This window comes from Gordonia sp. DT30 (assembly GCF_049844915.1).
Lineage (GTDB): Bacteria > Actinomycetota > Actinomycetes > Mycobacteriales > Mycobacteriaceae > Gordonia.
In genome coordinates this window covers 65270-88452 of record NZ_JBNCLY010000014.1, presented here as the reverse complement: position 1 = coordinate 88452, position 23183 = coordinate 65270, and the positions used below count along the sequence as shown (strand labels likewise).

At 68.6% G+C, this 23183-nt stretch carries 26 protein-coding genes; 23 read left to right on the top strand and 3 right to left on the bottom strand.

What is annotated here, in order from left to right:
* Positions 1-42 precede the first annotated feature (42 nt).
* On the bottom strand, positions 43-612 hold the full coding sequence (locus ACLQ3C_RS14365; protein WP_425705750.1) for a TetR/AcrR family transcriptional regulator: 570 nt from the start codon (positions 610-612) through the stop codon (positions 43-45).
* Positions 613-743: 131 nt separating this feature from the next.
* Here ACLQ3C_RS14365 and ACLQ3C_RS14360 point away from each other — a divergent pair, with 131 nt between their 5' ends.
* From ACLQ3C_RS14360 to ACLQ3C_RS14330, 7 genes are read left to right on the top strand one after another with little or no spacing between them, the layout of a single operon-like run.
* Positions 744-2042, top strand: a complete 1299-nt coding sequence (locus ACLQ3C_RS14360; RefSeq protein WP_425705749.1) for an adenosylmethionine--8-amino-7-oxononanoate transaminase — start codon at positions 744-746, stop codon at positions 2040-2042.
* Positions 2039-3256: an 8-amino-7-oxononanoate synthase gene (locus ACLQ3C_RS14355; RefSeq protein WP_425705748.1), complete on the top strand. Its 1218-nt coding sequence runs from the start codon at positions 2039-2041 to the stop codon at positions 3254-3256. Before ACLQ3C_RS14360 ends, ACLQ3C_RS14355 begins: the two co-directional genes overlap by 4 nt.
* A gap of 47 nt (positions 3257-3303) precedes the next feature.
* A complete protein-coding gene (bioD, locus tag ACLQ3C_RS14350) occupies positions 3304-4062 on the top strand; it encodes a dethiobiotin synthase (RefSeq protein ID WP_425705747.1) in 759 nt (252 codons plus the stop codon).
* The gene (gene bioB / locus ACLQ3C_RS14345) at positions 4059-5102 is read left to right on the top strand and encodes a biotin synthase BioB (RefSeq protein ID WP_425705746.1); all 1044 of its coding nucleotides are present in this window, start codon (positions 4059-4061) and stop codon (positions 5100-5102) included. Before bioD ends, bioB begins: the two co-directional genes overlap by 4 nt.
* Before the next feature lie 58 nt (positions 5103-5160).
* On the top strand, positions 5161-5439 hold the full coding sequence (locus tag ACLQ3C_RS14340; protein WP_425705745.1) for a hypothetical protein: 279 nt from the start codon (positions 5161-5163) through the stop codon (positions 5437-5439).
* Positions 5436-6038: a DUF2567 domain-containing protein gene (locus ACLQ3C_RS14335; RefSeq protein WP_425705744.1), complete on the top strand. Its 603-nt coding sequence runs from the start codon at positions 5436-5438 to the stop codon at positions 6036-6038. Before ACLQ3C_RS14340 ends, ACLQ3C_RS14335 begins: the two co-directional genes overlap by 4 nt.
* 53 nt (positions 6039-6091) lie before the next feature.
* Positions 6092-6808 carry an NUDIX hydrolase gene (locus ACLQ3C_RS14330; protein ID WP_425705743.1) on the top strand — a complete coding sequence of 239 codons (717 nt, stop codon included), beginning with the start codon at positions 6092-6094 and terminating at the stop codon, positions 6806-6808.
* Positions 6809-6856: 48 nt separating this feature from the next.
* On the opposite strand, the gene ACLQ3C_RS14325 is transcribed toward ACLQ3C_RS14330, so the two are convergent.
* Positions 6857-7318 (bottom strand): response regulator transcription factor, encoded by a 462-nt coding sequence (locus ACLQ3C_RS14325; RefSeq protein ID WP_425705742.1) that lies wholly within the window; start codon positions 7316-7318, stop codon positions 6857-6859.
* Between the two features lie 260 nt (positions 7319-7578).
* On the opposite strand from ACLQ3C_RS14325, the gene nadA reads away from it, so the two are divergent.
* The 3 genes from nadA (at position 7579) to ACLQ3C_RS14310 (ending at position 11307) form a co-directional block, all read left to right on the top strand.
* The gene (nadA, locus tag ACLQ3C_RS14320; protein ID WP_425705741.1) at positions 7579-8640 is read left to right on the top strand and encodes a quinolinate synthase NadA; all 1062 of its coding nucleotides are present in this window, start codon (positions 7579-7581) and stop codon (positions 8638-8640) included.
* Between the two features lie 4 nt (positions 8641-8644).
* A complete protein-coding gene (nadC, locus tag ACLQ3C_RS14315; RefSeq protein ID WP_425705740.1) occupies positions 8645-9538 on the top strand; it encodes a carboxylating nicotinate-nucleotide diphosphorylase in 894 nt (297 codons plus the stop codon).
* A gap of 464 nt (positions 9539-10002) precedes the next feature.
* On the top strand, positions 10003-11307 hold the full coding sequence (locus tag ACLQ3C_RS14310; protein ID WP_425705773.1) for a DUF222 domain-containing protein: 1305 nt from the start codon (positions 10003-10005) through the stop codon (positions 11305-11307).
* A gap of 142 nt (positions 11308-11449) precedes the next feature.
* Here ACLQ3C_RS14310 and ACLQ3C_RS14305 read toward each other — a convergent pair whose 3' ends face one another.
* Positions 11450-12352, bottom strand: coding sequence for an alpha/beta hydrolase (locus ACLQ3C_RS14305; RefSeq protein ID WP_425705772.1), 903 nt, complete (start codon positions 12350-12352; stop codon positions 11450-11452).
* Between the two features lie 324 nt (positions 12353-12676).
* Here ACLQ3C_RS14305 and hisD point away from each other — a divergent pair, with 324 nt between their 5' ends.
* The 13 genes from hisD (at position 12677) to trpC (ending at position 23167) form a co-directional block, all read left to right on the top strand.
* Positions 12677-14020, top strand: a complete 1344-nt coding sequence (gene hisD, locus ACLQ3C_RS14300; RefSeq protein ID WP_425705739.1) for a histidinol dehydrogenase — start codon at positions 12677-12679, stop codon at positions 14018-14020.
* A complete protein-coding gene (locus tag ACLQ3C_RS14295; RefSeq protein WP_425705738.1) occupies positions 14017-15156 on the top strand; it encodes a histidinol-phosphate transaminase in 1140 nt (379 codons plus the stop codon). The genes hisD and ACLQ3C_RS14295 overlap by 4 nt, the downstream gene beginning before the upstream one ends.
* Complete coding sequence (gene hisB / locus ACLQ3C_RS14290) at positions 15157-15807, top strand: imidazoleglycerol-phosphate dehydratase HisB (protein WP_425705737.1); 651 nt, start codon at positions 15157-15159, stop codon at positions 15805-15807.
* The gene (gene hisH, locus ACLQ3C_RS14285) at positions 15804-16457 is read left to right on the top strand and encodes an imidazole glycerol phosphate synthase subunit HisH (RefSeq protein ID WP_425705736.1); all 654 of its coding nucleotides are present in this window, start codon (positions 15804-15806) and stop codon (positions 16455-16457) included. Before hisB ends, hisH begins: the two co-directional genes overlap by 4 nt.
* On the top strand, positions 16454-16759 hold the full coding sequence (locus tag ACLQ3C_RS14280) for a hypothetical protein (RefSeq protein ID WP_425705735.1): 306 nt from the start codon (positions 16454-16456) through the stop codon (positions 16757-16759). The genes hisH and ACLQ3C_RS14280 overlap by 4 nt, the downstream gene beginning before the upstream one ends.
* A 46-nt stretch (positions 16760-16805) precedes the next feature.
* Positions 16806-17549 (top strand): bifunctional 1-(5-phosphoribosyl)-5-((5-phosphoribosylamino)methylideneamino)imidazole-4-carboxamide isomerase/phosphoribosylanthranilate isomerase PriA, encoded by a 744-nt coding sequence (gene priA, locus ACLQ3C_RS14275; protein ID WP_425705734.1) that lies wholly within the window; start codon positions 16806-16808, stop codon positions 17547-17549.
* Complete coding sequence (locus tag ACLQ3C_RS14270; protein ID WP_425705733.1) at positions 17546-18445, top strand: inositol monophosphatase family protein; 900 nt, start codon at positions 17546-17548, stop codon at positions 18443-18445. Before priA ends, ACLQ3C_RS14270 begins: the two co-directional genes overlap by 4 nt.
* Positions 18442-19269, top strand: a complete 828-nt coding sequence (gene hisF / locus ACLQ3C_RS14265) for an imidazole glycerol phosphate synthase subunit HisF (protein ID WP_425705732.1) — start codon at positions 18442-18444, stop codon at positions 19267-19269. The genes ACLQ3C_RS14270 and hisF overlap by 4 nt, the downstream gene beginning before the upstream one ends.
* Positions 19270-19272: 3 nt before the next feature.
* Positions 19273-19638 carry a phosphoribosyl-AMP cyclohydrolase gene (gene hisI, locus ACLQ3C_RS14260; protein WP_425705731.1) on the top strand — a complete coding sequence of 122 codons (366 nt, stop codon included), beginning with the start codon at positions 19273-19275 and terminating at the stop codon, positions 19636-19638.
* A 66-nt stretch (positions 19639-19704) separates the two neighbouring features.
* A complete protein-coding gene (locus ACLQ3C_RS14255) occupies positions 19705-19884 on the top strand; it encodes a tautomerase family protein (protein ID WP_425705730.1) in 180 nt (59 codons plus the stop codon).
* Positions 19881-21452, top strand: coding sequence for an anthranilate synthase component I (locus ACLQ3C_RS14250; protein ID WP_425705729.1), 1572 nt, complete (start codon positions 19881-19883; stop codon positions 21450-21452). The genes ACLQ3C_RS14255 and ACLQ3C_RS14250 overlap by 4 nt, the downstream gene beginning before the upstream one ends.
* A gap of 64 nt (positions 21453-21516) precedes the next feature.
* Positions 21517-22242 (top strand): TIGR02234 family membrane protein, encoded by a 726-nt coding sequence (locus ACLQ3C_RS14245; protein WP_425705771.1) that lies wholly within the window; start codon positions 21517-21519, stop codon positions 22240-22242.
* A gap of 106 nt (positions 22243-22348) precedes the next feature.
* On the top strand, positions 22349-23167 hold the full coding sequence (gene trpC, locus ACLQ3C_RS14240) for an indole-3-glycerol phosphate synthase TrpC (RefSeq protein WP_425705728.1): 819 nt from the start codon (positions 22349-22351) through the stop codon (positions 23165-23167).
* Positions 23168-23183 lie beyond the last annotated feature (16 nt).

The following is a 23183-nucleotide window of genomic DNA, read 5'->3' as shown; positions in this document are numbered from 1 at the left end:
TGTGTCGGCGCGCGCCGGGTGCGCAATGGTGTCAGGGATCGATCAGAGGCTTCCGGCCATCGGTGCGCGGCTGCGGGCGCCGTCGATGATGACTGCGAGCGCGTCGGTGAACTCGGCGGTGAAGTCTCGTTCGGTCGGGCCGGTGACGCCGAGTCGTTCCATCTGTGCGCGGGTCTGCTCTTCGATGGTGAGGCCGATCACCACCTGGCACACCGCGGTGGCGACCGCCCGCGCGCCGTACAGGTCGAGTCCGCCGGTCGTGGCGATCGCGGCGACGTCGTCGGCGACCGCGCGGTCGGACAGGCCGCTGGCCCAGCTGGACGACACCACCTCGGCGCTGTCGGGCACGCTCAGTAGTGCGGCTCGCATCCCGGTTGCCAGCACTTCGAGCCGTTGGTCCCATGGGAGACCTGGGTCGGGTCGGGCGAGCGCGCCGAGGATGTCGTCGGCGAGTGCCGCGAGGAGGGTCTGCTTGTTGGGGAAATGCCAGTACAGGGCGTTGGGGCGGACGCCGACCTCGCTCGCGAGCCTGCGCATGGTGAGGTCGGCGAGGCTGTGCTGGGTGAGGACGTCGCGGGCCGCGGCGAGGATGTCGGCGCGGCTGTTGCTCATCCGCCCAGCGTAGAGGCCTCGCGCGGCACGCCGCCCACCAGGCCCTGTACGACGTACAGGAGTGCCTGTACAGTGTCCAGGGGTCGGGCGGTCCGAGGACCGCTGCTCCCGATTCTCACGAAGGACCACCCGTGGATCACCACAGCATCAGCCGGATCGATGCCGCGCACATCTGGCATCCCTACGGTGCGATCCCGGCGCCCACCGAACCGCTCGTCGTTCGCGGCGCGTCCGGGGTGCGCCTGCACCTGGCCGACGGCCGCGAGGTCGTCGACGGAATGAGTTCGTGGTGGGCGGCGATCCACGGGTACCGCCATCCGGTCCTCGATGACGCGGTCCGGCGTCAACTGGACTCCATGTCGCATGTGATGTTCGGCGGCCTCACCCATGAGCCGGCCGCCCGGCTGGCCGAACTTCTCGTCGAGCTCACTCCCGAACCGCTGGAGAAGGTGTTCTTCTGCGATTCCGGCTCGGTCTCGGTGGAGGTCGCGGTGAAGATGGCGTTGCAGTACTGGCGTGGACGCGGCCGGCCCGACCGGACGCGGCTGCTGACCTGGCGGGGCGGCTACCACGGCGACACCTTCACACCGATGAGCGTGTGTGACCCCGATGGCGGCATGCACCAGATGTGGAGCGACGTACTGGCACGGCAGATCTTCGTGCCCGCCCCGCCGGAAGTCGCCGACGACGCCTACGTCGCCGCACTCGACGACGTGGTCGCCGCCCGTCGTGATGAACTCGCGGCGATCATCGTCGAACCCGTCGTGCAGGGCGCCGGAGGCATGCGGTTTCACGATCCGTCCCACCTGCGGGCGCTGCGACGCATCTGCGACGAGCACGGCGTGCTGCTGATCTTCGACGAGATCGCCACGGGATTCGGCCGCACCGGATCGTTGTTCGCCGCGCATCTTGCCGACGTCGCTCCCGACATCATGTGCGTCGGCAAGGCTCTGACCGGGGGATATCTGACGCTCGCCGCGACACTGTGCACCGCCGAGATCGCCGCGGTCATCAGTGCCGGTGAGGCGGGCGGACTGGCCCACGGGCCCACGTTCATGGCCAATCCGCTGGCGTGCGCGGTCGCGGTGGCCTCGACGGAGTTACTGATCTCGGGTGGCTGGCGCGAGGACGTCGCCCGGGTGAACGCCGGCCTGCGCGCCGGGCTGGAACCACTCCGGTCGGTCGACGGTGTCGTCGACGTCCGCGTCCTCGGCGCGATCGGCGTCGTCGAACTCGACACCCCCGTGGACATGGCGGCCGCCACCGCGGCCGCCGTCGACTCCGGTGCGTGGCTGCGGCCGTTCCGCACGCTCGTCTACGCCATGCCCCCGTTTATCAGTTCCGCCGCCGACGTCGAGCAGATCGCGACCGGTATGCGGGCCGCGGTCGGTACCTCACTGGACGCAACACGAGAGGTGGTGTCGCGATGACGGCCCTACACCCCGCACCGGCCTCGATGCCGCGGACACCTGGCGAGCACGCCGCCGGTACCGCACTTGCTTGGTTGTCGGACGACCAGCGCGCCACCGTCGAGGCTGGCCTGCACCGGGAGCCGTTCGTCCGTGCCGCCGGCGCCGAGCTGGTGAACCTCGCCTCCAACGACTACCTCGGGTTGTCCACCAATCCGGCGGTCCTCGCCGGTGCGCACGACGCCGTGGCGCAGTGGGGCGCCGGGGCGACGGCGTCGCGACTGGTCGCCGGCACCACGCGCGCACATGTCGACTTCGAGAGCGAGATCGCCGCATTCCTGGGTTTCCCTGCGGCCCTGCTGTTCTCGTCGGGCTACCTCGCCAACGTGGGTGCGATCACCGCACTCGCCGGGCGCAGCGACCTGATCGTCAGTGACACCGGCACACATGCGTCACTGATCGACGGATGCCGGCTCTCACGGGCCCGGGTCGTGGTCGTCGAGCGTGGGGATCACCGTGCCGTCCGCGCTGCTCTTGCCGATCGGGCGGAACGGCGGGCGCTGGTCGTCACCGACTCGATCTACAGCGTCGACGGTGCCGCCGCCCCGGTGCGTGAGCTCTACGACGCCGCCCGGGCGCACGCGGCGGCTTTGCTGGTCGACGAGGCACATGCACTGGGTGTGCGGGGCCCGGGTGGGCGCGGGGTCGTCGCCGACGCCGGCCTGTCCGGTGCGCCCGACCTCGTGGTCACCGCTGTCGCATCGAAATCCCTTGGCGCCCAGGGCGGTATCGTGCTCGGTCCGACGGTGCTGCGCGATCACCTCATCGATCGGGCCCGCACCTTCATCTTCGACACCGGGCTCAATCCGGCCGCAGTCGGTGCGGCGCGCGCTGCGCTCGGCGTCCTGCGCGCCGATCCGCAGATCCCGGAAAGGCTGCGCTACAACGTCCTTCGCATGGCCCACCGATTGGGCGTCGACCTGCCGACCGGGCCGGACGGATCACCGGAGACCTCCGCGGTGTTGTCGGTGATTCTCGGCGACCCGCAACGGGCGGTCGCCGCCGCCGCCGCGTGCCGGGCCCGAGGGGTACTCGTCGGATGTTTCCGTCCGCCGTCGGTGCCGGCGGGCACCTCGCGGCTGCGGCTGACGATGCGCGCCGACCTCGACGCCGCCACCGTCGACCGCGCTGCCGACGTGGTGGGCGCCGCCTTGGGTGAAGTGGGGGCGAGGTGACGCGCACGCACACCGGGCCACCACAGGTTTCCGGTTCTACGCTCGTAGTGACCGGCACCTCGACCGATGTCGGCAAGACGATCGTCACCGCCGCGCTCGCGGCGGCCCTCGCCGCCCGCGGTACCGACGTCGCGGTGTGCAAGCCGATGCAGACCGGGGTCGGCCCGCAGGAGCCGGGTGACCTCGCGACCGTCACCGCACTCGCCGGGAATCTGCCGACCCTCGAATGCGTCCGCTACCCCGACCCGCTGGCTCCCGAGACCGCCGCCCGTCATGCCGGCCTGGCCCAGGCAGATCCCGGAGACGTGCACCGCCGGATCGCCGGATTCGCTGCGCAGCACCAGATGACCATCGTCGAGGGTGCCGGCGGGGTACTGGTGCGACTGGGCCCCGGCCACACGATCCTCGATGTCGCGACCGCACTCTCGGCGGCGGTCCTCGTCGTCGTCGCGCCGGATCTGGGCACTCTCAATCATGCCGACCTGAGCGTGCGTGCCATCCGGTCGGCGGGCTTGACGCCGGCCGGACTCGTGATCGGATCCTGGCCGCAGGCACCGGATCTCGCGATGCGTTGCAACCTCGAGGACCTGCCCCGGCTGACCGGCGTACCGGTCGTCGGCGCGCTGCCCGCCGGTGCCGCACGACGCGACCGTGCCGCCTTCACCCGCGCTGCACCCGGATGGTTCGACGCCGGGTGGATTGCGACCCTCGCCCCCGCCTCGGGAGCACCGACCCAGCCCCAGCCCGCCACGACCCAGCCCGCCACGACCCAGCCCGCCACGACCCCGCAAGGAGTTCTCCCATGACCCAGGCACCCGAACAGACCGTCACCACACGAGCCGATACGGCGACCGACGACATCCTCGCCCTCGCACGCACGCAGGTTCTCGAACGCGGCGAGCCGGTCACCGGCGACCAGGTGCTCCGTGTGCTCCGGCTCGGCGACGACCGGCTCACCGAACTGCTGCAATTGGCCCACGACGTCCGCATGCGCTGGTGCGGTCCCGAGGTCGAGGTCGAGGGAATCATCTCCCTCAAGACCGGCGGGTGCCCTGAGGACTGCCACTTCTGTTCGCAGTCGGGCCTTTTCGCCTCACCGGTGCGCAGTGCCTGGATCGACATCCCGTCGCTCGTGGAGGCCGCCAAGCAGACCGCCAAGACCGGCGCCACCGAGTTCTGCATCGTCGCCGCGGTACGCGGACCCGACAAGCGGCTGCTCGCGCAGGTCGCTGCGGGCATCGAGGCCATCCGCAACGAGGTCGACATCCAGATCGCCTGCAGCCTGGGCATGCTCACCCAGGAGCAGGTCGATGCGCTCGCCGAGATGGGCGTGCACCGCTACAACCACAATCTCGAGACCGCGCGCAGCCACTTCCCGAACGTCGTGACGACCCACACCTGGGAGGAACGCTGGGACACCCTGCGCATGGTGCGCGATGCGGGCATGGAGGTCTGCTGCGGTGGCATCCTGGGCATGGGGGAGAGCCTCGAACAGCGCGCCGAGTTCGCCGCCGACCTCGCCGCCCTCGAACCCGACGAGGTCCCGCTCAACTTCCTCAACCCGCGCCCGGGCACTCCCTTCGGCGATCTCGACGTCTTGCCCGCCGCCGAGGCACTCAAGGCCGTGGCCGCCTTCCGGCTGGCGCTGCCGCGCACCATCTTGCGGTTCGCCGGCGGCCGCGAGATCACCCTCGGTGATCTCGGCGCGAAACAGGGCATCCTCGGTGGCATCAACGCCGTCATCGTCGGCAACTATCTGACCACGCTGGGCCGGCCGGCCGAGGACGATCTCGACCTGCTCAACGATCTGTCGATGCCGATCAAGGCGCTCAACGACAGCATCTGACGCGCACGACGACCGGGGACACGGCACAAGTGGTTAGGCTCGCAGGGTGAGTGGAGTGATGAGGTCAACCGCAGCGACGGCAGACGCGACGGGTACGGGCACGCCGCCGATCCCGGGACCGCTGGATCCGCCCTGCCGGTACGGCGTCTACACCGGTATCGAGCTCGAGATCCAGTCACCCGAGGCCATACCCCCCGCGGCCCGGCTGGGGCTGGAGCCGCCACGGTTCTGCGGCCAATGCGGGCGGCGGATGGTGGTGCAGGTCCGCCCCGACGGTTGGGATGCCCGATGCTCACGCCACGGTGGCGTCGACTCCTCCCGATCGGGTCACCGGTGACCGCGCCGACCCGAACGCGCCTGCCGCATCGCACGCCGGCGATCCTGGTCGCCGCGGCTGTGGTCGTCGTGGTCCTCGGAGTCGTCGCGGGCGGTGTGTGGGCGGTTCTCACTCCGGCGATGACGGCTGTCAAGGGCTACACGCGTGTCATCGCCGTCGACAGTATTGCCGGGGTGTCGGCCTTTGCGTTCGTCATGCTCGGTTACGGCGCGATCGCGGCCGTGCTGGTCTGGATCGTGGCGTCGGCCTGGCGTGGGCTGCCCGGTTACGGGGTCGTGTTGGTGTCCACCGTTGTCGGTTCGGGCATCGCCGGGTGGGCGGGCACGCTGATGGCCGCCCGCCGATTCCCCGACCCGGATTCTTTCTCGGTCGGCCAGAGCTTCCGGGCCGCACCCGACCTGTGGCTCGACGGGGCGACGCGCGGATCCCCCAGCGGTGCATGGGCTCTGGTGGTCTGCGCGCCCTTGGCCGCGACGCTGGTCTACCTGGTGCTCGCACTCGTCAGTCGCCATGGCGACCTCGGGGTCGGCGACGCCCCGCCGGAAGTGGCCGAGGCGCCGTTGCCTGCGGCTCCGGGATTGCCCGGGCAAGGCCACTGACCAAAAACGTCGCCCGGGTGAACCGTGCGGGGTGCACCCATACAATCGACGCCATGCCCTCGCCCTCGCCTGCCTCCGGGTCCGATGCGGCGTCCACGTCGAGTGTGCGGGTCGAGGTCCTGACCGCGGTGTTCCGGGTTCGCGGTATCGGCGCCGGCGCGCCCGAGCTCTGTGTGTTGCTGGCACCCGACGAGGGCGGCCGGTGGTGTCTGCCCGGCGGTGACGTCGTACCGGGGGAGACCCTGGAGGCGAGTGCGCGCCAGATCGTCGCAGGCAGACTCGACCTCGGGGAGCTCGCACATCTCGAACAACTCGCGGTGTTCTCCGCACCGGACCGCGTGCCCGAGCTTCGTACGATCGCGTCGACGTATGTGGGGCTGGTGCCCAGTGACGCACGAAATACCGTGCCCGACCGCGGCGACTGGCATCCCGTCGACGCGCTGCCCGCGCTCGCCTTCGATCACGGTGAGGTCATCACCAAGGCCCGGTTGCGGCTGGCCGCGAAGCTGTCGTACACCAATATCGCGTTCGCACTCGCGCCCGCCCGATTCCCGATGTCGGAGCTCTCGGAGATCTATGGCGCTGCCCTCGGCTACCGGGTCGACACCACCAATCTGTTGCGTATCCTCAGTCGTCGTGGTGTCGTCATGGCCACGGGCACCCTCGGGCGAACCGGCCGATCCGGGGGCCGGCCGCCGGCGTTGTATGCCTTCGCGGACAAAGAGATTCGGGTCACCGACGAATTTGCCACGTTGCGCCCTCCCATGTGAGATCTGCGCTGAGATCGCTTGGCGCAGAAAATGTGGTGGGCCGAGTGCTCAGAGCTCGTCGAGTACCACGAGTCCGTCCTGGATGGCGCGCGCGACGAGTGCGGCCTTGGTGCGTGCGGTGCGACCGGCCTGCGCGTACTTGTTGCGAATCCGCGCAAGGTGCGTGTTGACCGTTCCGACGGAGATGTGCAGGCCACTCGCCGCCTCGGATTTGGAATCGACCAACAGCCAGGTACGCAGAACCTCGATCTCGCGGGAGGTGAGCGGCACCGCGGGATATGTGGGGGTTTCCGGCGGTGCCGCCGGTGTCACCGCGCGCAGCGTGACCGGTCGCGGAGGAGCTGCAGGAACGCTGCGTCGGGCGGCGAGTCGTTCGAGTGCCTCTTGTCGGCGGCGAACGGCTTGCAGAGGAGTGGAGTAGGTGCGTCGCACCGCGATGACGGGACGTGGTGGAACTGCCGGGATCACGGGATTCGTGATGTCGGCGGTGGTGGGCAGGCTTGCGGTCATGAGGGTCGGCCTCCTGTGAAGGTGCAGGTGAGGGGTGGAGCAGCGATGCAAACGGAACGCTACGGGCGATGAGTTTTCGGCAAACGCGTAGTGGACTACTTGGAATGTGCTTGGAACTACTCGCTTCGCGGCGGAATGTCCGCGCCGGCGGCGGTGTTACGATGGTCACCAGGTTTTCGACCAGCAGACGAAAACCGGCCTCGGAATAGAGCCCGTGCCACGAGCGCGATGCCCGGGCGGCATGAAGGACGGAGTGGTAGATGAGCATCACCAGCGACCGCATCACTGCCGGCGCGACGGCGTCCGCGCCGGCCGACGTGCACTGGGTCGACGGACCCGGTGGATACAGCGGTGTCGAGCCGACCGCCGAATGGGCCGAGGAGGTCCGTCGCCTCGCCCGAGCCCGCAACGCCACCCTGCTGGCCCACAATTATCAACTGCCGGCGATCCAGGATGTCGCCGACCATGTCGGTGATTCGCTCGCGCTGTCGCGGATCGCCGCCGAGGTCGACTCGGACGAGATCGTCTTCTGCGGTGTGCATTTCATGGCCGAGACCGCCAAGATCCTGAGTCCCGACAAACGCGTCCTCATCCCGGATGAGCGTGCAGGCTGCTCACTGGCCGACTCGATCACCGCCGACGAGCTGCGGGCGTGGAAGGCTGAGTTCCCCGACGCCGTCGTCGTGTCGTATGTCAACACGACCGCGGAGGTCAAGGGGCTCACCGACATCTGCTGCACCTCGTCCAACGCCGTCGACGTGGTCGCCTCCATCGATCCCGACCGTGACGTGCTCTTCCTGCCCGATCAGTTCCTCGGCGCGCACGTCAAACGCGAGACAGGCCGCGACAACATCCACATCTGGGCCGGCGAGTGCCATGTCCACGCCGGGATCAACGGCGACGAGCTGACCGCGCAGGCCGACGCCCACCCCGATGCCGACCTGTTCATCCACCCCGAGTGTGGTTGCGCCACATCTGCGCTCTATCTCGCCGGGGAGGGAGCGGTGGCCGACGACCGCGTCAAGATCCTCTCCACCGGCGGCATGATCGACGCGGCCCGCACGACTGGCGCCGCGCAGGTGCTGGTCGCCACCGAGATCGGCATGCTGCATCAGTTGCGCAAGGCCGCGCCCGGAATCGACTTCCAGGCGGTCAACGACCGTGCGTCCTGCCCCTACATGAAGATGATCACCCCTGCCGCGCTCTTGCGGGCACTGCGCGAGGGGCGGGATGAGGTGTTCGTGGCCGACGACGTCGCGGCGCGGGCACGTCAGAGTGTCGAGCGGATGATCGCGATCGGCAACCCGGGTTCGGGAGAGTGACCCGATGAATGCCGCATTCGTCGGACAAACCACGACCGGTGCACTCGACCTGGCGATCACCGACGAGATCCGGGGGCTGATCTGGACCGCCCTCGACGAGGATCTGCGCTTCGGCCCCGACGTCACCACGGCTGCCACGGTGCCCGCCGACGCGACCACCGACGCCGCCATCGTCAGCCGCGCAGACGGCGTCGTCGCCGGAATCCCGGTGGCGCTGGCCGTCTTCGACGAGGTGATCGGCCACGGTGCCTACGAGGTCGCCGCGGTGACAGCCGATGGCACGCGCGTGGCGCCCGGCGATTCGGTGCTCACGGTGCACGCTCCGACCGCGGCGCTGCTCACCGCCGAGCGCACCGCACTGAATCTGCTGTGTCACCTCTCCGGGATCGCGACCGCCACCGCGGCGTGGGTCGACGCGGTCTCCGGCACCGACGCAAAGATCCGTGACTCGCGAAAGACTCTGCCCGGCATGCGATCTCTGCAGAAGTATGCGGTGCGGGCCGGTGGTGGGGTCAACCACCGTATGGGGCTCGGTGACGCCGCACTCATCAAGGACAACCACGTCGCTGCCGCAGGTTCGGTCGGTGCCGCACTCGAGTCGGTCCGCGCGGCCGCACCGGATCTACCGGTCGAGGTCGAGGTCGATTCGCTCGAGCAACTCGACGAGGTGCTGGCGCTCGCACCGCAGTTGGTATTGCTCGACAACTTCGAGCCGTGGGCAACGCAGATTGCGGTGCAGCGCCGCAACTCTCGCTCGCCGGAGACGAGGCTGGAGTCGTCGGGCGGTCTGCACCTCGATCAGGCCGGCGAATACGCCCGCACCGGCGTCGACTACCTCGCCGTCGGGGCGCTCACCCATTCGGTGACCGTGCTCGATCTGGGGTTGGATATCCCGTAGTCCGGTGCGGGGCCGGAGCGTCGGCGTCGGGGGAGCGCCAACGGGCTGGGTCGCAGAGGCGATGCGTGGCGGGCGAGTTGACCGCTGGCGGGCAGCGCAGCGTTATGCCCGGACCCTTGGGATCGATCGATGAGATCCGTCGAGTCGAGTCCACAGGATCCGTGATAAAGATCGGCCCGCTGGACCAATTCCACTGCAATGCGGTCCCGGTGACCTCGGCGAGCCCAAAATCCGGGTATTCGATTTTGGCGCCCGGTGGGTCAGGAGTAGCAACAATGGTCGCCGACGATACTGGCGACGTGACTTCTGTTCACGCTGAGGAAGGCGTTCACTGATGTGGCAATCGTTCACTGATGGGACGAAAGGTGTTGCAGCCCTTGTGGATTAATCTTCCTCCACCCCCTCTTCGAGCAATTCTTCTGCTATACTGGGGTCATCGCAAGATCATCCAGGGGGAATTCATGATCGACGACACCACTCATTCCACGGAGCTTTCGGCTGAGCTGTTCGCGGGCCTCATCGCGCAGTTCGACGACCGCACCTTCCGTGCGGATATCACCTCCCGAGAGGCGTTCGCGGCAATGCAGCAGCTGATCGTGTTGCGCAACATGCTCGATCACTACGCGGCCACCCTGACCGGCGAGTTCGACCGCCTCAAGATGACCGCACCCCAAGGCCGCTCGGTACGACAACTGTTGATCACCATGGGAATCGCGCCGGCTGTTGCCGGCCGACTCGTCCGCGTCGGCACCACCACAGGCATCGACGGCCTCCGCACACATACCGTCGACGGTGCGATATCCCTCGACCACGCCGACGCCATCGTCCTCGGACTCGGCCACATCAAATCCCGCGCCGGCGAACCCGTCACCCCCGAACAACGCCGCGATCACACCCGCGCGTTGGTGTCCCAAGCGTTGTCGGGTATGAGTCCAGCCGAAATCGGTAAGCACGCGCGACAACTCGGCAACCTCCTCGCCGACGACACCGGCGGCGCACCCGCTGCCGAAAATCGTTCCCTCAACAGCGTCACCCTCGCCACAACCAGCGACGGCCGCCTCGACATGCGTGCCGACCTCGACATGAGTGTCGGCGAAAAGCTGTGCACCACCATCGAAACGCTGTCCGCCCCCACACCCCGACCCGACGGCTCCCACGACCCGCGCACGGTCCGGCAACGCCAGGCTGACGCACTCGAAACACTGTTGGAAGCCGCCGCCCGCGGACTCGCCGACGACACGGTGTCGACGACATCGCGGTATGACGTGCTTTTGACACTCAACGCCGAACAGCCCGACCGATCCGCGCTGCAACACATGGGGCCGGTCACCGACCAACTCGCCACCACATTGACGTGTGACGCCCAACTGACCGTCGCCATCCTCGACGACGAACAAACACCCCTACAACTCGGACGCCGTAAACGATTGTTCACCAACGCCCAACGCAAAGCGTTCATCCTCCGCGACGAATGCTGCATCAAATGCGGTGCACCCGCCTCGCGCACCCAGAGCCACCACCTCAAGCATTGGGCCGACGGTGGCCCCACCGACGTCGACAACGGCTGCCTGCTGTGCACCGCGTGCCACCACGACGTCCACGACCGCGCCGGCGCCGGGAGCGAAGCGAGCGGGCCGAATGATTACTGGGATGTGGTCATGGGCTTCGACCGGCATCCGTGGCTGATCCCACCCGCCACCATCGACCCGAAACGACGACCACAACCCGCCTACAACCGGCGCACCCTACGACTCGACAACGCGGCCTGACCGCACAAGCCATCTGACACCTGCCTGAAACAGGCCTACCCACAAGACTTTCCACCCCTTGCACCCGGCCCGCCGGGACCGCGACCGTACCTTGAGAACTTCATAGGGCGCCGGCCCACGAAAGCGGCAGGCGCGGTGCCGCTCACGCCCCGATCGCTGTGCCGATCACCGGCCACGATGCACGCAGGTCCGCCGCGAACAGTCCCCACGAGTGCGAGCCCTGGGGCCGTGCGGAGAAGGAGTGCGGAATTCCCAAGGCGTGCAGCCGGTTCGACATGTTCGTGGTGCAGGCCCGCGTGTAGGCCTCGATCTGTCCGCCGCCGACGAGTTCGCCGAAGGTCTCACGCGGGCCGCCATCGATGGGGCCGGGAATGCCCGACGCCGCAGACAGGAAGATCGCCTTTCCACGCAACTTCGGGGCATTGACAATCGGGTCGTTCGCGGTCCAGGCGGGGCTTCCGGGCAGCCCCCACATGTTCAGGACGTTCCCGCCCCCACGGGTGACGACGGCGGTCACCGCGCCGAGACCGACCGGGTCGGTGGTTCCGGGACAGCTGCTGTACGAGGCCACGGCCCGATACAGTCGGGGCGCCGATTCGGCGATCGCGAGCGCGGGGCCGCCCGACATCGACACACCGGTGATGGCATTGACGCCATTGGTGTGGAACGTCCGGTCGATGATCGCCGGCAGCTCCCGGGTGAGATAGGTCCGCCACTTGTTGCGGCCGAGAACGGGGTCGTCGTTCTGCCAGTCGGTGAACATCGACGCCCGCCCGCCGACCGGGAAGACCGCGGTGACCCGCTTGCCGGCGAAGAAACCGCGGGCACCGCCGTTGTTGATCCAGGAGATACCGTCCTCGCCGCCGCCGAGTCCGGGCAGCATGTACACCGTCGGTCCGCCCGGCCGCCCGGGTGGATGCAGCACCTGGTTGACGACGACCTTGTTCATCGCCGTCGAATAGACCTCGACCACCGACTCGGTCGCCGAGACGTCGCGTACCGACACCAGTCGCGTGGCCCGGGCGTCGCCGGCCGACAGGGTTATCGCTGCGGACGCGGCGATAACACGCTGGCCACGAGCACACCGAGCGTTTGCACCCGGCGCGGAAAACGGCGTCGGTGTCGAGAACTCACACCGGTCTCCATTTCGGTGGCGGCGTTTGTCTGGATCGGTGACTCGGCTCGTGAGTCGCCGCGAGCATATTCGCCGCCGGTGGGGCAGATGCGGCGAGAACCGCAATCCGTTAGCGTCGCGTAATGGATTCGTCTCCGAGTTGACGGGACGCGCGCGCGAGGTGCAGGTGAAATCGGGTGGCCCCAGCCCCGTATCCTGGACTCGTCAATTCCCGCACCCCGACCAGGAGAGACCATGCTCGCCCGAACCGACCTGCGCGGTAGCACCCCGACGCTCGCCGAACTGCGTCGCGCGCTGCCCCGCGGGGGCACCGACGTCAACGCCGTTCTCGACACGGTGGCGCCGGTGGTTCATGCGGTCGCCGAACAGGGGACCGCCGGGGCGCTGGAGTATGGGGAGCGCTTCGACGGCGTGCGTCCCACCTCGGTGCATGTGCCTACCGCCATGATCGCCGACGCGCTCGCCGCGCTCGATCCGGCCATCACCGCCGCGCTGCGCGAATCGATCACCCGCGCCCGCGCCGTGCACGCCGACCAACGCCGGGAGACGACCCGCACGGAGGTCGTCGACGGCGGCGTCGTCAGTGAGAAGTGGATTCCGGTCCGCCGGGTCGGTCTGTACGTGCCCGGCGGCAATGCCGTGTATCCGTCATCGGTGATCATGAACGTCGTACCGGCTCAGGCGGCAGGGGTCGGCTCGCTGGTGGTGGCCTCGCCGCCGCAGAAGGATTTCGGTGGCTGGCCCCACCCGACCATCCTCGCAGCGTGCGCGCTGCTAGGAGTCGACGAGGTGTGGGCGGTCGGCGGCGCGCAAGGCATCGCCCTGTTGGCTTATGGCGGAACCGACACCGACGCCGCCGAGACACCGGGGGCGGTGCTCGATCCCGTCGACCTGATCACCGGACCCGGCAACATCTACGTGACCGCCGCCAAGCGACTCTGCCGCGGGGTGGTGGGCATCGATTCCGAGGCCGGCCCGACCGAGATCGCGATTCTCGCCGACGCGTCCGCGGTACCGGAACTCGTTGCCGCCGACCTCATCTCGCAGGCCGAGCATGACGTGCTCGCGGCGTCGGTACTGGTCACCGACAGTGTCGCACTCGCCGACGCGGTCGACACCGCCCTGGAATCGCAGGTGGCCCAGACCAAACACCGCGAGCGGGTGGCAACTGCCTTGAGGGGCAAGCAGTCCGGGATCGTCCTCGTCGACGATCTCGACACCGGTCTGGCGGTCGTCGACGCCTATGCCGCCGAGCACCTGGAGATCCAGACGCGAGACGCCGCCGCAGTGGCCGACCGTGTGCACAACGCGGGTGCGATCTTCGTCGGCAACTACGCCCCGGTGAGTCTCGGCGATTACTGCGCGGGCTCCAATCACGTTCTGCCGACGTCGGGTTCGGCCCGGTTCGCCTCGGGGCTGTCGGTGCAGACATTCCTCAAAGGTGTCCACGTCATCGACTATGACGAGGCCGCGTTGCGTGACGTCGCCGACAAGGTCGTGACCCTCGCCCAGGCCGAAGACCTGCCGGCACACGGCGATGCGGTCAGCCGGCGGTTCGCCGGCGAGGTACGGAAGTGACCGCGGTGAGCGGGCAACGGGTTCCCGGAGCGTCGATCGGTGTCGACGCGCTGCCGTTGCGCGAACACCTGCGTGGCAAAAGTCCCTATGGCGCACCGCAACTGAAGGTTCCGGTGATTCTCAACACCAACGAGAATCCGCATCCGCCGTCGCCGGCTCTGGTCGCCGACGTCGCCGAGTCCGTGCGGGTCGCCGCAGCCGACCTGCACCGCTATCCCGATCGGGACGCGATCGCGTTGCGCACCGAACTCGCCGAGTACCTGACGCGCGCGACAGGTGTCGGGCTCTCGGTGGAGAACCTCTGGGCAGCGAACGGTTCCAACGAGATCCTGCAGCAGTTGTTGCAGGCCTTCGGCGGCCCGGGGCGCAGTGCACTGGGTTTCGTGCCGAGCTATTCGATGCACCCGATCATCTCCGACGGCACCACCACGACGTGGCTGGAGGCCAAGCGTAACGCCGACTTCTCGCTCGACGTCGATTACGCCGTCGGCGAGATCGGCGCCCGCCGGCCCGACGTCGTGTTCGTCACCTCGCCCAACAACCCGACCGGTGCGTCGATACCGAATGCGGGGCTGCGGGCCATCGTGGACGCCGCGCCGGGGATCGTCATCGTCGACGAGGCCTACGCCGAGTTCTCCGAGCAACCCAGTGCCGCCGAGCTGATCGATGAGTTCCCGGCCAAGGTGGTCGTCAGCCGCACCATGAGCAAGGCCTTCGCCTTCGCCGGAGGCCGCCTCGGATACCTGGCCGCCGCACCGGCCATCGTCGACGCGCTGCAACTGGTCCGACTGCCATATCACCTGTCGGTTCTCACCCAGGCCGCCGCGCGGGCGGCGCTGCGGCACGGCGACGACACCTTGGCGGGGGTGGCGCACATCGTCGCCGAACGCAAGCGGGTCGTCGGCGCCCTCGCCGCCGCCGGATTCGAGGTGATCGATTCCGACGCCAATTTCGTGCTGTTCGGGCGATTCGCCGATGCGCAGGCCTCCTGGCAGCGTTACCTCGACGAGGGGGTCCTCATCCGCGATGTCGGGATACCCGGATACCTGCGGGTGACCATCGGCCTGCCGGACGAGAACGACACCTTCCTCGACGTCAGCCGTCGACTCGCCGCCACCGATCTGGAGAATGGGTAAGTGACCACCACACAGGATTCGAGGGCAACGACCGCCTCGTCACCGCGGATCGCCAAGATCGAACGCACGACCAAGGAGTCGTCGATCGCGGTCGAGCTGAACCTCGACGGCACCGGCCGCACCGACATCTCCACCGGCATCGCCTTCTTCGACCACATGCTGACCGCCTTCGGGGCGCACGGCAGCTTCGACCTCACCGTCCAGGCGCAGGGCGATCTCGAGGTCGAAGGGCACCACACCATCGAGGACACCGCGATCGTCCTCGGTCAGGCATTGGCGCAGGCACTCGGAGACAAAAAGGGCATCCGGCGCTTCGGCGACTCCTACATCCCGATGGACGAGACCCTGGCGCACGCGGTGGTCGACGTCTCCGGCCGGCCGTACTGCGTCCACAGCGGCGAACCGGAGCATCTGCTCACCGCGGTGATCGGCGGCCATCCGGGCGTGCCCTACGCCACGGTGATCAACCGCCACGTCTTCGAGTCGATCGCGCTCAACGCCCGTATCGCCCTGCACGTGCGGGTGCTCTACGGACGCGACCCCCACCACATCACCGAGGCCGAGTTCAAGGCCGTGGCCCGAGCACTCCGGGAGGCCACCGAGCCGGATCCACGCGTCTCGGGTGTGCCGTCGACAAAAGGTGCCCTATGAGCCCGGACGTGACCAGCCCAGACGTCGTTGTCCTCGACTACGGATCGGGCAATCTGCGCTCGGCCCAGCGTGCGCTCGAGCGGGCCGGAGCGCAGGTGAACGTCACCAGCGATTTCGACGCCGCACTCAACGCGACCGGGCTCGTGGTGCCCGGCGTCGGGGCGTTCGCCGCCTGCATGGAGGGTCTGCGCGCGGTCAAGGGCGACCGCCTCATCGGCCGTCGCCTCGCCGGCGGCCGGCCGGTGCTCGGCATCTGCGTCGGCATGCAGATCCTCTTCGAGCAGGGAGTCGAGTTCGGGGTGGAGGCCGACGGCTGCGGCGAGTGGCCGGGCGCGGTCACCCGGTTGCCGGCGCCGGTGCTGCCGCACATGGGCTGGAACACCGTCGACGCCCCGGACGACTCGGTGCTGTTCGCCGGACTCGATGACCAGACCCGCTTCTACTTCGTGCACTCCTACGCCGCACAGTCCTGGGATATGGACAACGAGGGCACCGCACTGCGGGCCCCGCAATTGACCTGGGCCGACTATGGCGGCAAGTTCTTGGCCGCGGTGGAGAACGGACCGCTGAGCGCCACCCAGTTCCATCCGGAGAAATCCGGTGACGCGGGGGCGCAGCTGCTGAGCAACTGGATCGGGAGCCTGTCGTGACCTCTTCGCCCGGGTCTTCCGGGGGCGCCGCAGCCGGCGGGCATCCGGGCGGCGATGCCGAGTATCAGTTCTCCTACGGCCGGTTCGTGCTGTTCGTACTCGGCGCAGGCGTGATCGTCCTGCTCATCTCTATCCCGATTATCCTGGCCCTGGCCAGGTGGAGTCCGATCGCCGGACTCGTCGCCGCACTGATCAGCGTCGCGTTGATGATCACCGCGATCGGGGTGACGTCGAAGCGGCTGATCGGCAAGGCCGAACGCGCATTGCGTGCCCAGCGTGGCATGAATCCCCCGACGCGCTGACCCGCCGACCGTACGGTCGACAACCCGAAAGGACCCGCCGAACCCCATGGGAACAACCCTCGAACTCCTGCCCGCCGTCGATGTGGCCGACGGTCAGGCCGTGCGTCTGGTGCAGGGTGCCGCCGGCACGGAGACGTCCTACGGGTCGCCGCGCGAGGCCGCGTTGGCCTGGCAGAACGACGGCGCACAGTGGATTCACCTCGTCGACCTCGATGCCGCGTTCGGACGCGGCGACAACCGTGAGTTGCTGGCCGGGGTGGTGGGCGAACTCGACGTGAAGGTCGAACTGTCCGGGGGCATTCGCGACGACGACTCCCTCGAGGCGGCGCTGGCCACCGGCTGCACCCGCGTGAACCTGGGCACCGCCGCCCTCGAGAACCCGCAGTGGTGTGCCCGCGCGATCGACAAGTACGGCGACCGCATCGCCGTCGGGCTCGACGTCATCCGCGAGGGCACCTCTTACCGGCTGCGCGGACGCGGCTGGGTCACCGACGGCGGCGACCTGTGGGAGGTCCTCGAACGACTCAACGGCAACGGCTGCGCACGCTACGTCGTCACCGACGTCTCCAAGGACGGAACACTCGGCGGTCCGAACCTCGACCTGCTCGCCGAGGTCGCCGCGGCCACCGATGCGCCGATCGTCGCTTCCGGCGGAGTGTCGGCCGTCGACGATCTGGTCGCCATCGCCGGTCTCGTCGACAGCGGAGTGGAGGGCGCCATCGTGGGCAAGGCGCTCTATGCGGGACGGTTCACGCTGCCCGAGGCACTGTCGGCGGTCAGCGGACGGTGACCCCCGCCGCCGACCTGGACCTGCCCCGGCTGCTGAATGTGGCCGGGGGCATCCTCGACGGCGTCAGTGACCACTTCATCGCCGGGCTCGGTGCGCCGAGCGCGGTTCGCAAGGGCGACACCGACTTCGCCACCCAGATCGACCTCGACCTCGAGCGGCGCATCGGCGACGAGCTCTCCCAACGCACCGGATTCGGGGTGCACGGCGAGGAATTCGGTGGGCCGCCGGTCGGTGAGGGCGTGGTGTGGGTGCTCGACCCGATCGATGGCACCTTCAACTATTCGGCGGGCGTGCCGCTGACCGGCATCTTGCTGGCGTTGCTCGCCGACGGTGAGAGCGTGCTCGGTCTCACGTGGCTTCCGTTGTCGGGCAAGCGTTTCGCCGGCCATCTCGACTCGCCGCTGCTGTGCAACGGGGAGCCGGTGGCTCTCCCACGCCCGACCACGTTGGCGCAGAACGCGATCGGGTTCGGCCCGTTCAACGCCGGGCACGGCGGAAGGTATCCGGGGGCGCGTCGCGCCGACCTCATCCGCGCACTGTCCACGCGTGTCGCCCGGCTCCGGATGACCGGCAGCACCGGCGTCGACATGGCCTTCGCGGCGTCGGGCACGTTCGGCGCATCGATCGCCTTCGGCCGGCATCCGTGGGACAACGCGGCCGGGGCCGCGCTCGTCCGTGCGGCCGGCGGGGTGGCCACCGATCTGTCCGGACGGCGCTGGACGGTCGACTCGCCGTCACTGGTCGCCGGTGCCCGTGGAATTCATTCCGAGGTCATGGCCGTTGTGGAGGAGGTGATCGGCGACGACTGGTCGGTCGAGTCCACCGGTCACCCGCCGTCGCACCCGCGGTCGGATCCGACCGGCCGCCCGTCCCGTCCCGAGGAGAACAACCGATGACCCTGGCCGTGCGCGTCATACCCTGCCTCGACGTCGACGACGGGCGCGTCGTCAAGGGGATCAACTTCCAGAATCTGCGCGATGCGGGTGACCCGGTGGAGCTGGCCGCACGCTATGACGCCGAGGGCGCCGACGAGCTGACCTTTCTCGACGTCACCGCCTCGAGTTCGGGCCGCGCCACCATGCTCGAGGTCGTGCGTCGTACCGCCGAGCAGATCTTCATCCCGCTCACCGTGGGTGGCGGCATCCGCGCGGTCGCCGACATCGACGCCATGCTGCGGGCCGGTGCCGACAAGGTGAGTGTCAACACCGCGGCCATTGCGCGACCGGAGGTGCTCGCCGAGATGAGCCGGCGCTTCGGTTCGCAGTGCATCGTGCTCTCGGTGGATGCCCGCACCGTTCCCGCCGACGCCGAGCCCACCGCGTCGGGCTGGGAGGTCACCACACACGGTGGGCGTCGGGGGACCGGTATCGACGCCGTCGAATGGGCAAGGCGTGGACAAGAACTCGGCGTCGGCGAGATCTTGCTGAACTCGATGGATGCCGACGGCACCAAGCAGGGATTCGACATCCGCATGCTGCGCGCGGTGCGCGCGGCGGTCGACGTACCGGTCATCGCGAGTGGCGGCGCCGGCGCGGTCGAGCACTTCGCGCCTGCGGTGACCGCGGGCGCCGACGCAGTGCTCGCGGCATCGGTGTTCCACTTCGGCGAACTCACGATCGGTGAGGTCAAGGACTCGATGGCCGCCCAGGGCATCACCGTGCGCACGGCACGCGACACCCCGGTGGCCGACGCCTCACGCGTCTCCCCGATGGAGGTATGACCCATGGCACTCGACCCAGAACTCGCCGGACGGCTCAAACGCAACGCCGATGGCCTGTTCGCCGCTGTCGCGCAGGAACGCGACACCGGCGTGGTGCTGATGGTGGCGTGGATGGACGACACCGCCCTCGAACGCACGCTGGCCACCCGCCGCGCGACCTACTATTCGCGGTCGCGGCAGGAGTACTGGGTCAAAGGTGACACCAGCGGCCACACGCAATACGTGCGCGACGCGCGGCTGGACTGCGACGGCGACACCGTGCTGCTGATCGTCGACCAGGTCGGCGCGGCGTGCCACACCGGCAACCACAGTTGCTTCGACACCCCGTCGCTGCCGTTCGCCGAACCCGACGCCGTCGGTGCCGGATAGCAGCTGCCGGAGCGAACCTGGGAGAATCGGGACCGACGCTCATTCGATGAAAGGTGGCGAGGAGTCATGCCATTGATCCAGATCTCGCAGACCCCCGGGCTTTCCGACCGGGTGAAACGCGAGACGATCGCCGCGGTGACCGAGGCCTATGCGCGGGCGACCGGCAAGAGCGCCGATTCGGTGTGGGTGACGATCACCGAGATTCCGCGCACGCAGTGGGGCGTCGGCGGCGAGCCTCTGGGATGAGCACATCCACCCACGAGCACGCCGCCGGATCGGCCACCACCACGCTGGCCGAGTTTCTCGAGCTGGCCGCCGACCACCGCGTCGTGCCGGTGACCCGCAAGGTGCTGGCCGACTCGGAGACCCCGCTGTCGGCGTACCGCAAACTCGCCGGAGACCGCGCCGGTACCTTTCTGCTCGAATCGGCAGAGAACGGGCGCAGCTGGTCGCGGTGGTCGTTCATCGGTGCCGGTGCGCCGTCGGCCCTCACCGTTGTCGACGGCCGGGCCAGCTGGTGGGGGACGGTACCGAGCGGCGCTCCGGTCGACGGTGACCCGCTGACCGTGCTGGCCGAGTCGCTTATGCTGCTGGCCACCGACCCGTTACCCGACATGCCGCCGCTGACCGGCGGCTTCGTCGGATTCATGGCCTACGACATGGTTCGTCGCCTCGAGCGGTTGCCCGCCACCACCACCGACGACCTGCAACTTCCCGATCTGATGATGCTGCTGGCCACCGACCTGGCCGCGGTGGACCATCACGAGGGCACCATCACGCTGATCGCCAACGCCGTCAACTGGGACGGCTCCGACGACCGCGCCGAACAGGCATACGCCGACGCCCTCGCGCGTCTGGACCGGATGACCGAGGCGCTCGCCGCGCCCGCGGTGTCGACCGTCTCGCATTTCGACAAGCCCGCACCCGATTACCGTGTGCAGCGCTCACGCGAGGAGTATCACCGGATCGTGCGCGACCTCGTCGGCGAGATCGAGGCAGGCGAGGCCTTTCAGATCGTGCCGTCGATGCGCTTCGAGATGGACACCGACGCCGACCCCCTCGATATCTATCGGGTGCTGCGCGCGTCGAATCCGAGCCCGTACATGTATCTGTTGCGCGTCCCCGGCATCGACGCCGACCCCTACACCGTCGTCGGTTCGAGTCCGGAGGCGCTGGTGACCGTGCAGGATCGGTGGGCCACCACGCATCCGATCGCCGGAACCCGGTGGCGCGGCGCGACCGAAGAAGACGACCAGCTCCTCGGCAAGGAACTCATCGCCGACGAGAAGGAGAATGCCGAACACCTGATGCTCGTCGACCTCGGCCGCAACGACCTCGGCCGGGTGTGCCGGCCTGGGTCGGTCAAGGTGAGCGATTACCGCCACATCGAGCGCTACAGCCACGTGATGCACCTGGTGTCGACGGTGTCGGGGGAGTTGCGCGACGACAAGCACGCCCTGGACGCGGTGGCCGCCTGTTTCCCGGCGGGCACCCTGACCGGAGCGCCCAAGGTGCGCGCGATGGAACTGATCGAACAGAACGAGATCACCCGGCGCGGCCTGTACGGCGGCATTGTCGGCTACCTCGATTTCGCCGGCAACGCCGACACCGCGATCGCCATCCGCACCGCCCTGGTCAAGCAGGGCCGCGCCTATGTTCAGGCCGGTGGCGGGGTGGTCGCCGATTCCGACCCGGATTACGAGTACAACGAGGCCCGCAACAAGGCGACCGCGGTGCTCAACGCGATCGCCGCCGCCTCGACGATGCGTCGAGTGGGCGGCACCGAATGCAGAGATGGACAAGGCAGTGACTGATCGACCCTCCACACCCGATGCCGTACCCGGCGACCCACCGTCCGACGGACCGACCGGCAACGCCGTGACCTCGGCATCGCGGGCGCGCCGGATCAAGGTGATCGCGGCAGTCCTGTTGGCACTGGCCGCGTTGGCCTTCTGGGTGTCCTCGAGGCTGACGTGGGCCACGGTGTTCGCCGGCGACGGCATGTCGCCCGACCGCTATATGCCGGTCAAGGGCGCCGATTGGAGTCCATGGCTCACACCGTTGGCGCTGGTACTGCTGGCGGCCATCCTCGCCGCTTTCTCGTTGCGCGGATGGGGACTACGGGTGGTGGCGCTCCTGGTCGCCGCGGGCGGATTGCTCGCCGCATTCCCGGCGTTGTCGGTGCTGACGAGTAGTCAGGACTCGATGTACGCAGCGCGCGCGATCGACCTGTCCGACCGCTACGTGGTCCGGCTGACGACCACCAACGGCTGGGTGGCGGCCATCGTCCTGATCGGCACGGTGTGCTGCGTCGCGGCCGCGGTGCTGCTGTTGCGCGCCGCATCGGGCGCCGGGATGTCGAGCAAGTACCGGACCCCGGCTGCCCGCCGTGAGGAACTCGAACGTGAACTCTTCGCCGAGCATCAGCGACGCACCGCTGCCATCAGCGACCCGGATTCCTCGGGTTCGGATCCCGCGAAGCCGGATCCGGGCGGGTCAGATCCTTCGAATCCGGACTCTTCGGGGCCGGATTCACCGGGTGTGAACGAACGCATGATGTGGGACGCGCTCGACACCGGGATCGACCCGACCGAGCCGCGCTGAGACGGAGGCGGAGATGGGAATCGGTCGCAACGGACCCGCGCACGGGCCGAGAACGATGCCGGACTACCCTGACGAGGGCAGGAGCGTCGAAAGGGAACCAGCTGTCGTGAGCACGCCGAACATCCTCGACTCGATCATCGAGGGAGTCAAGGCCGACGTCGCCGCGCGCGAAGCGGTCATCGATTACGCGGCGGTCAAGGCTGCCTCTGCCCAGGCGCCCGAACCCAAGGACGTGATGGAGGCGTTGCGCCTGCCCGGTATCGGCGTGATCGCGGAGGTCAAACGCGCGAGTCCCTCGCGGGGCGACCTCGCCGTCATCCCCGATCCCGCCGAACTCGCGCGCACCTACGAACAGGGCGGCGCCCGCATCATCAGCGTGCTCACCGAGGAACGACGTTTCCGGGGTTCGCTCGCCGACCTCGACTCGGTCCGCGCGGCGGTGGACATACCGGTGCTGCGCAAGGACTTCATCGTGGGTCCGTATCAGATCCACGAGGCCCGGGCCCACGGCGCCGACATGATCCTGCTGATCGTGGCCGCCCTCGAGCAGAACGTCCTCGCCGCCTTGCTCGACCGAACCGAGAGCCTCGGCATGACCGCGCTCGTCGAGGTGCACACCGAGGAAGAAGCCGACCGGGCGCTCGCCGCCGGTGCCTCGGTGGTCGGCGTCAACAATCGCAATCTCAAGACCCTCGAGGTCGATCGCGACAACTTCTCCCGGATCGCTCCCGGGCTGCCCACCAAGGTGATTCGCGTCGCCGAGTCGGGTGTGCGTGGCACCGCCGACCTGCTGGCCTTCGCCGGTGCCGGTGCCGACGCTGTCCTGGTGGGCGAAGGACTGGTCACCAGCGGCGACCCCCGCACCGCGGTGTCCGATCTGGTCACCGCCGGCACCCACCCGTCCTGTCCGAAACCCGTTCGCTGACAGTGGTTTTCGGCTC

Bases quoted from the DNA above. Each gene is read 5' to 3' on its own strand.
- ACLQ3C_RS14365 (WP_425705750.1), bottom strand. From the start codon at position 612: ATGAGCAACAGCCGCGCCGACATCCTCGCCGCGGCCCGCGACGTCCTC.
- ACLQ3C_RS14355 (WP_425705748.1), top strand. From the start codon at position 2,039: ATGACGGCCCTACACCCCGCACCGGCCTCGATGCCGCGGACACCTGGC.
- bioB (WP_425705746.1), top strand. From the start codon at position 4,059: ATGACCCAGGCACCCGAACAGACCGTCACCACACGAGCCGATACGGCG.
- ACLQ3C_RS14340 (WP_425705745.1), top strand. From the start codon at position 5,161: ATGAGGTCAACCGCAGCGACGGCAGACGCGACGGGTACGGGCACGCCG.
- ACLQ3C_RS14330 (WP_425705743.1), top strand. From the start codon at position 6,092: ATGCCCTCGCCCTCGCCTGCCTCCGGGTCCGATGCGGCGTCCACGTCG.
- ACLQ3C_RS14325 (WP_425705742.1), bottom strand. From the start codon at position 7,318: ATGACCGCAAGCCTGCCCACCACCGCCGACATCACGAATCCCGTGATC.
- nadA (WP_425705741.1), top strand. From the start codon at position 7,579: ATGAGCATCACCAGCGACCGCATCACTGCCGGCGCGACGGCGTCCGCG.
- nadC (WP_425705740.1), top strand. From the start codon at position 8,645: ATGAATGCCGCATTCGTCGGACAAACCACGACCGGTGCACTCGACCTG.
- hisD (WP_425705739.1), top strand. From the start codon at position 12,677: ATGCTCGCCCGAACCGACCTGCGCGGTAGCACCCCGACGCTCGCCGAA.
- hisH (WP_425705736.1), top strand. From the start codon at position 15,804: ATGAGCCCGGACGTGACCAGCCCAGACGTCGTTGTCCTCGACTACGGA.
- priA (WP_425705734.1), top strand. From the start codon at position 16,806: ATGGGAACAACCCTCGAACTCCTGCCCGCCGTCGATGTGGCCGACGGT.
- hisF (WP_425705732.1), top strand. From the start codon at position 18,442: ATGACCCTGGCCGTGCGCGTCATACCCTGCCTCGACGTCGACGACGGG.
- hisI (WP_425705731.1), top strand. From the start codon at position 19,273: ATGGCACTCGACCCAGAACTCGCCGGACGGCTCAAACGCAACGCCGAT.
- ACLQ3C_RS14255 (WP_425705730.1), top strand. From the start codon at position 19,705: ATGCCATTGATCCAGATCTCGCAGACCCCCGGGCTTTCCGACCGGGTG.
- ACLQ3C_RS14250 (WP_425705729.1), top strand. From the start codon at position 19,881: ATGAGCACATCCACCCACGAGCACGCCGCCGGATCGGCCACCACCACG.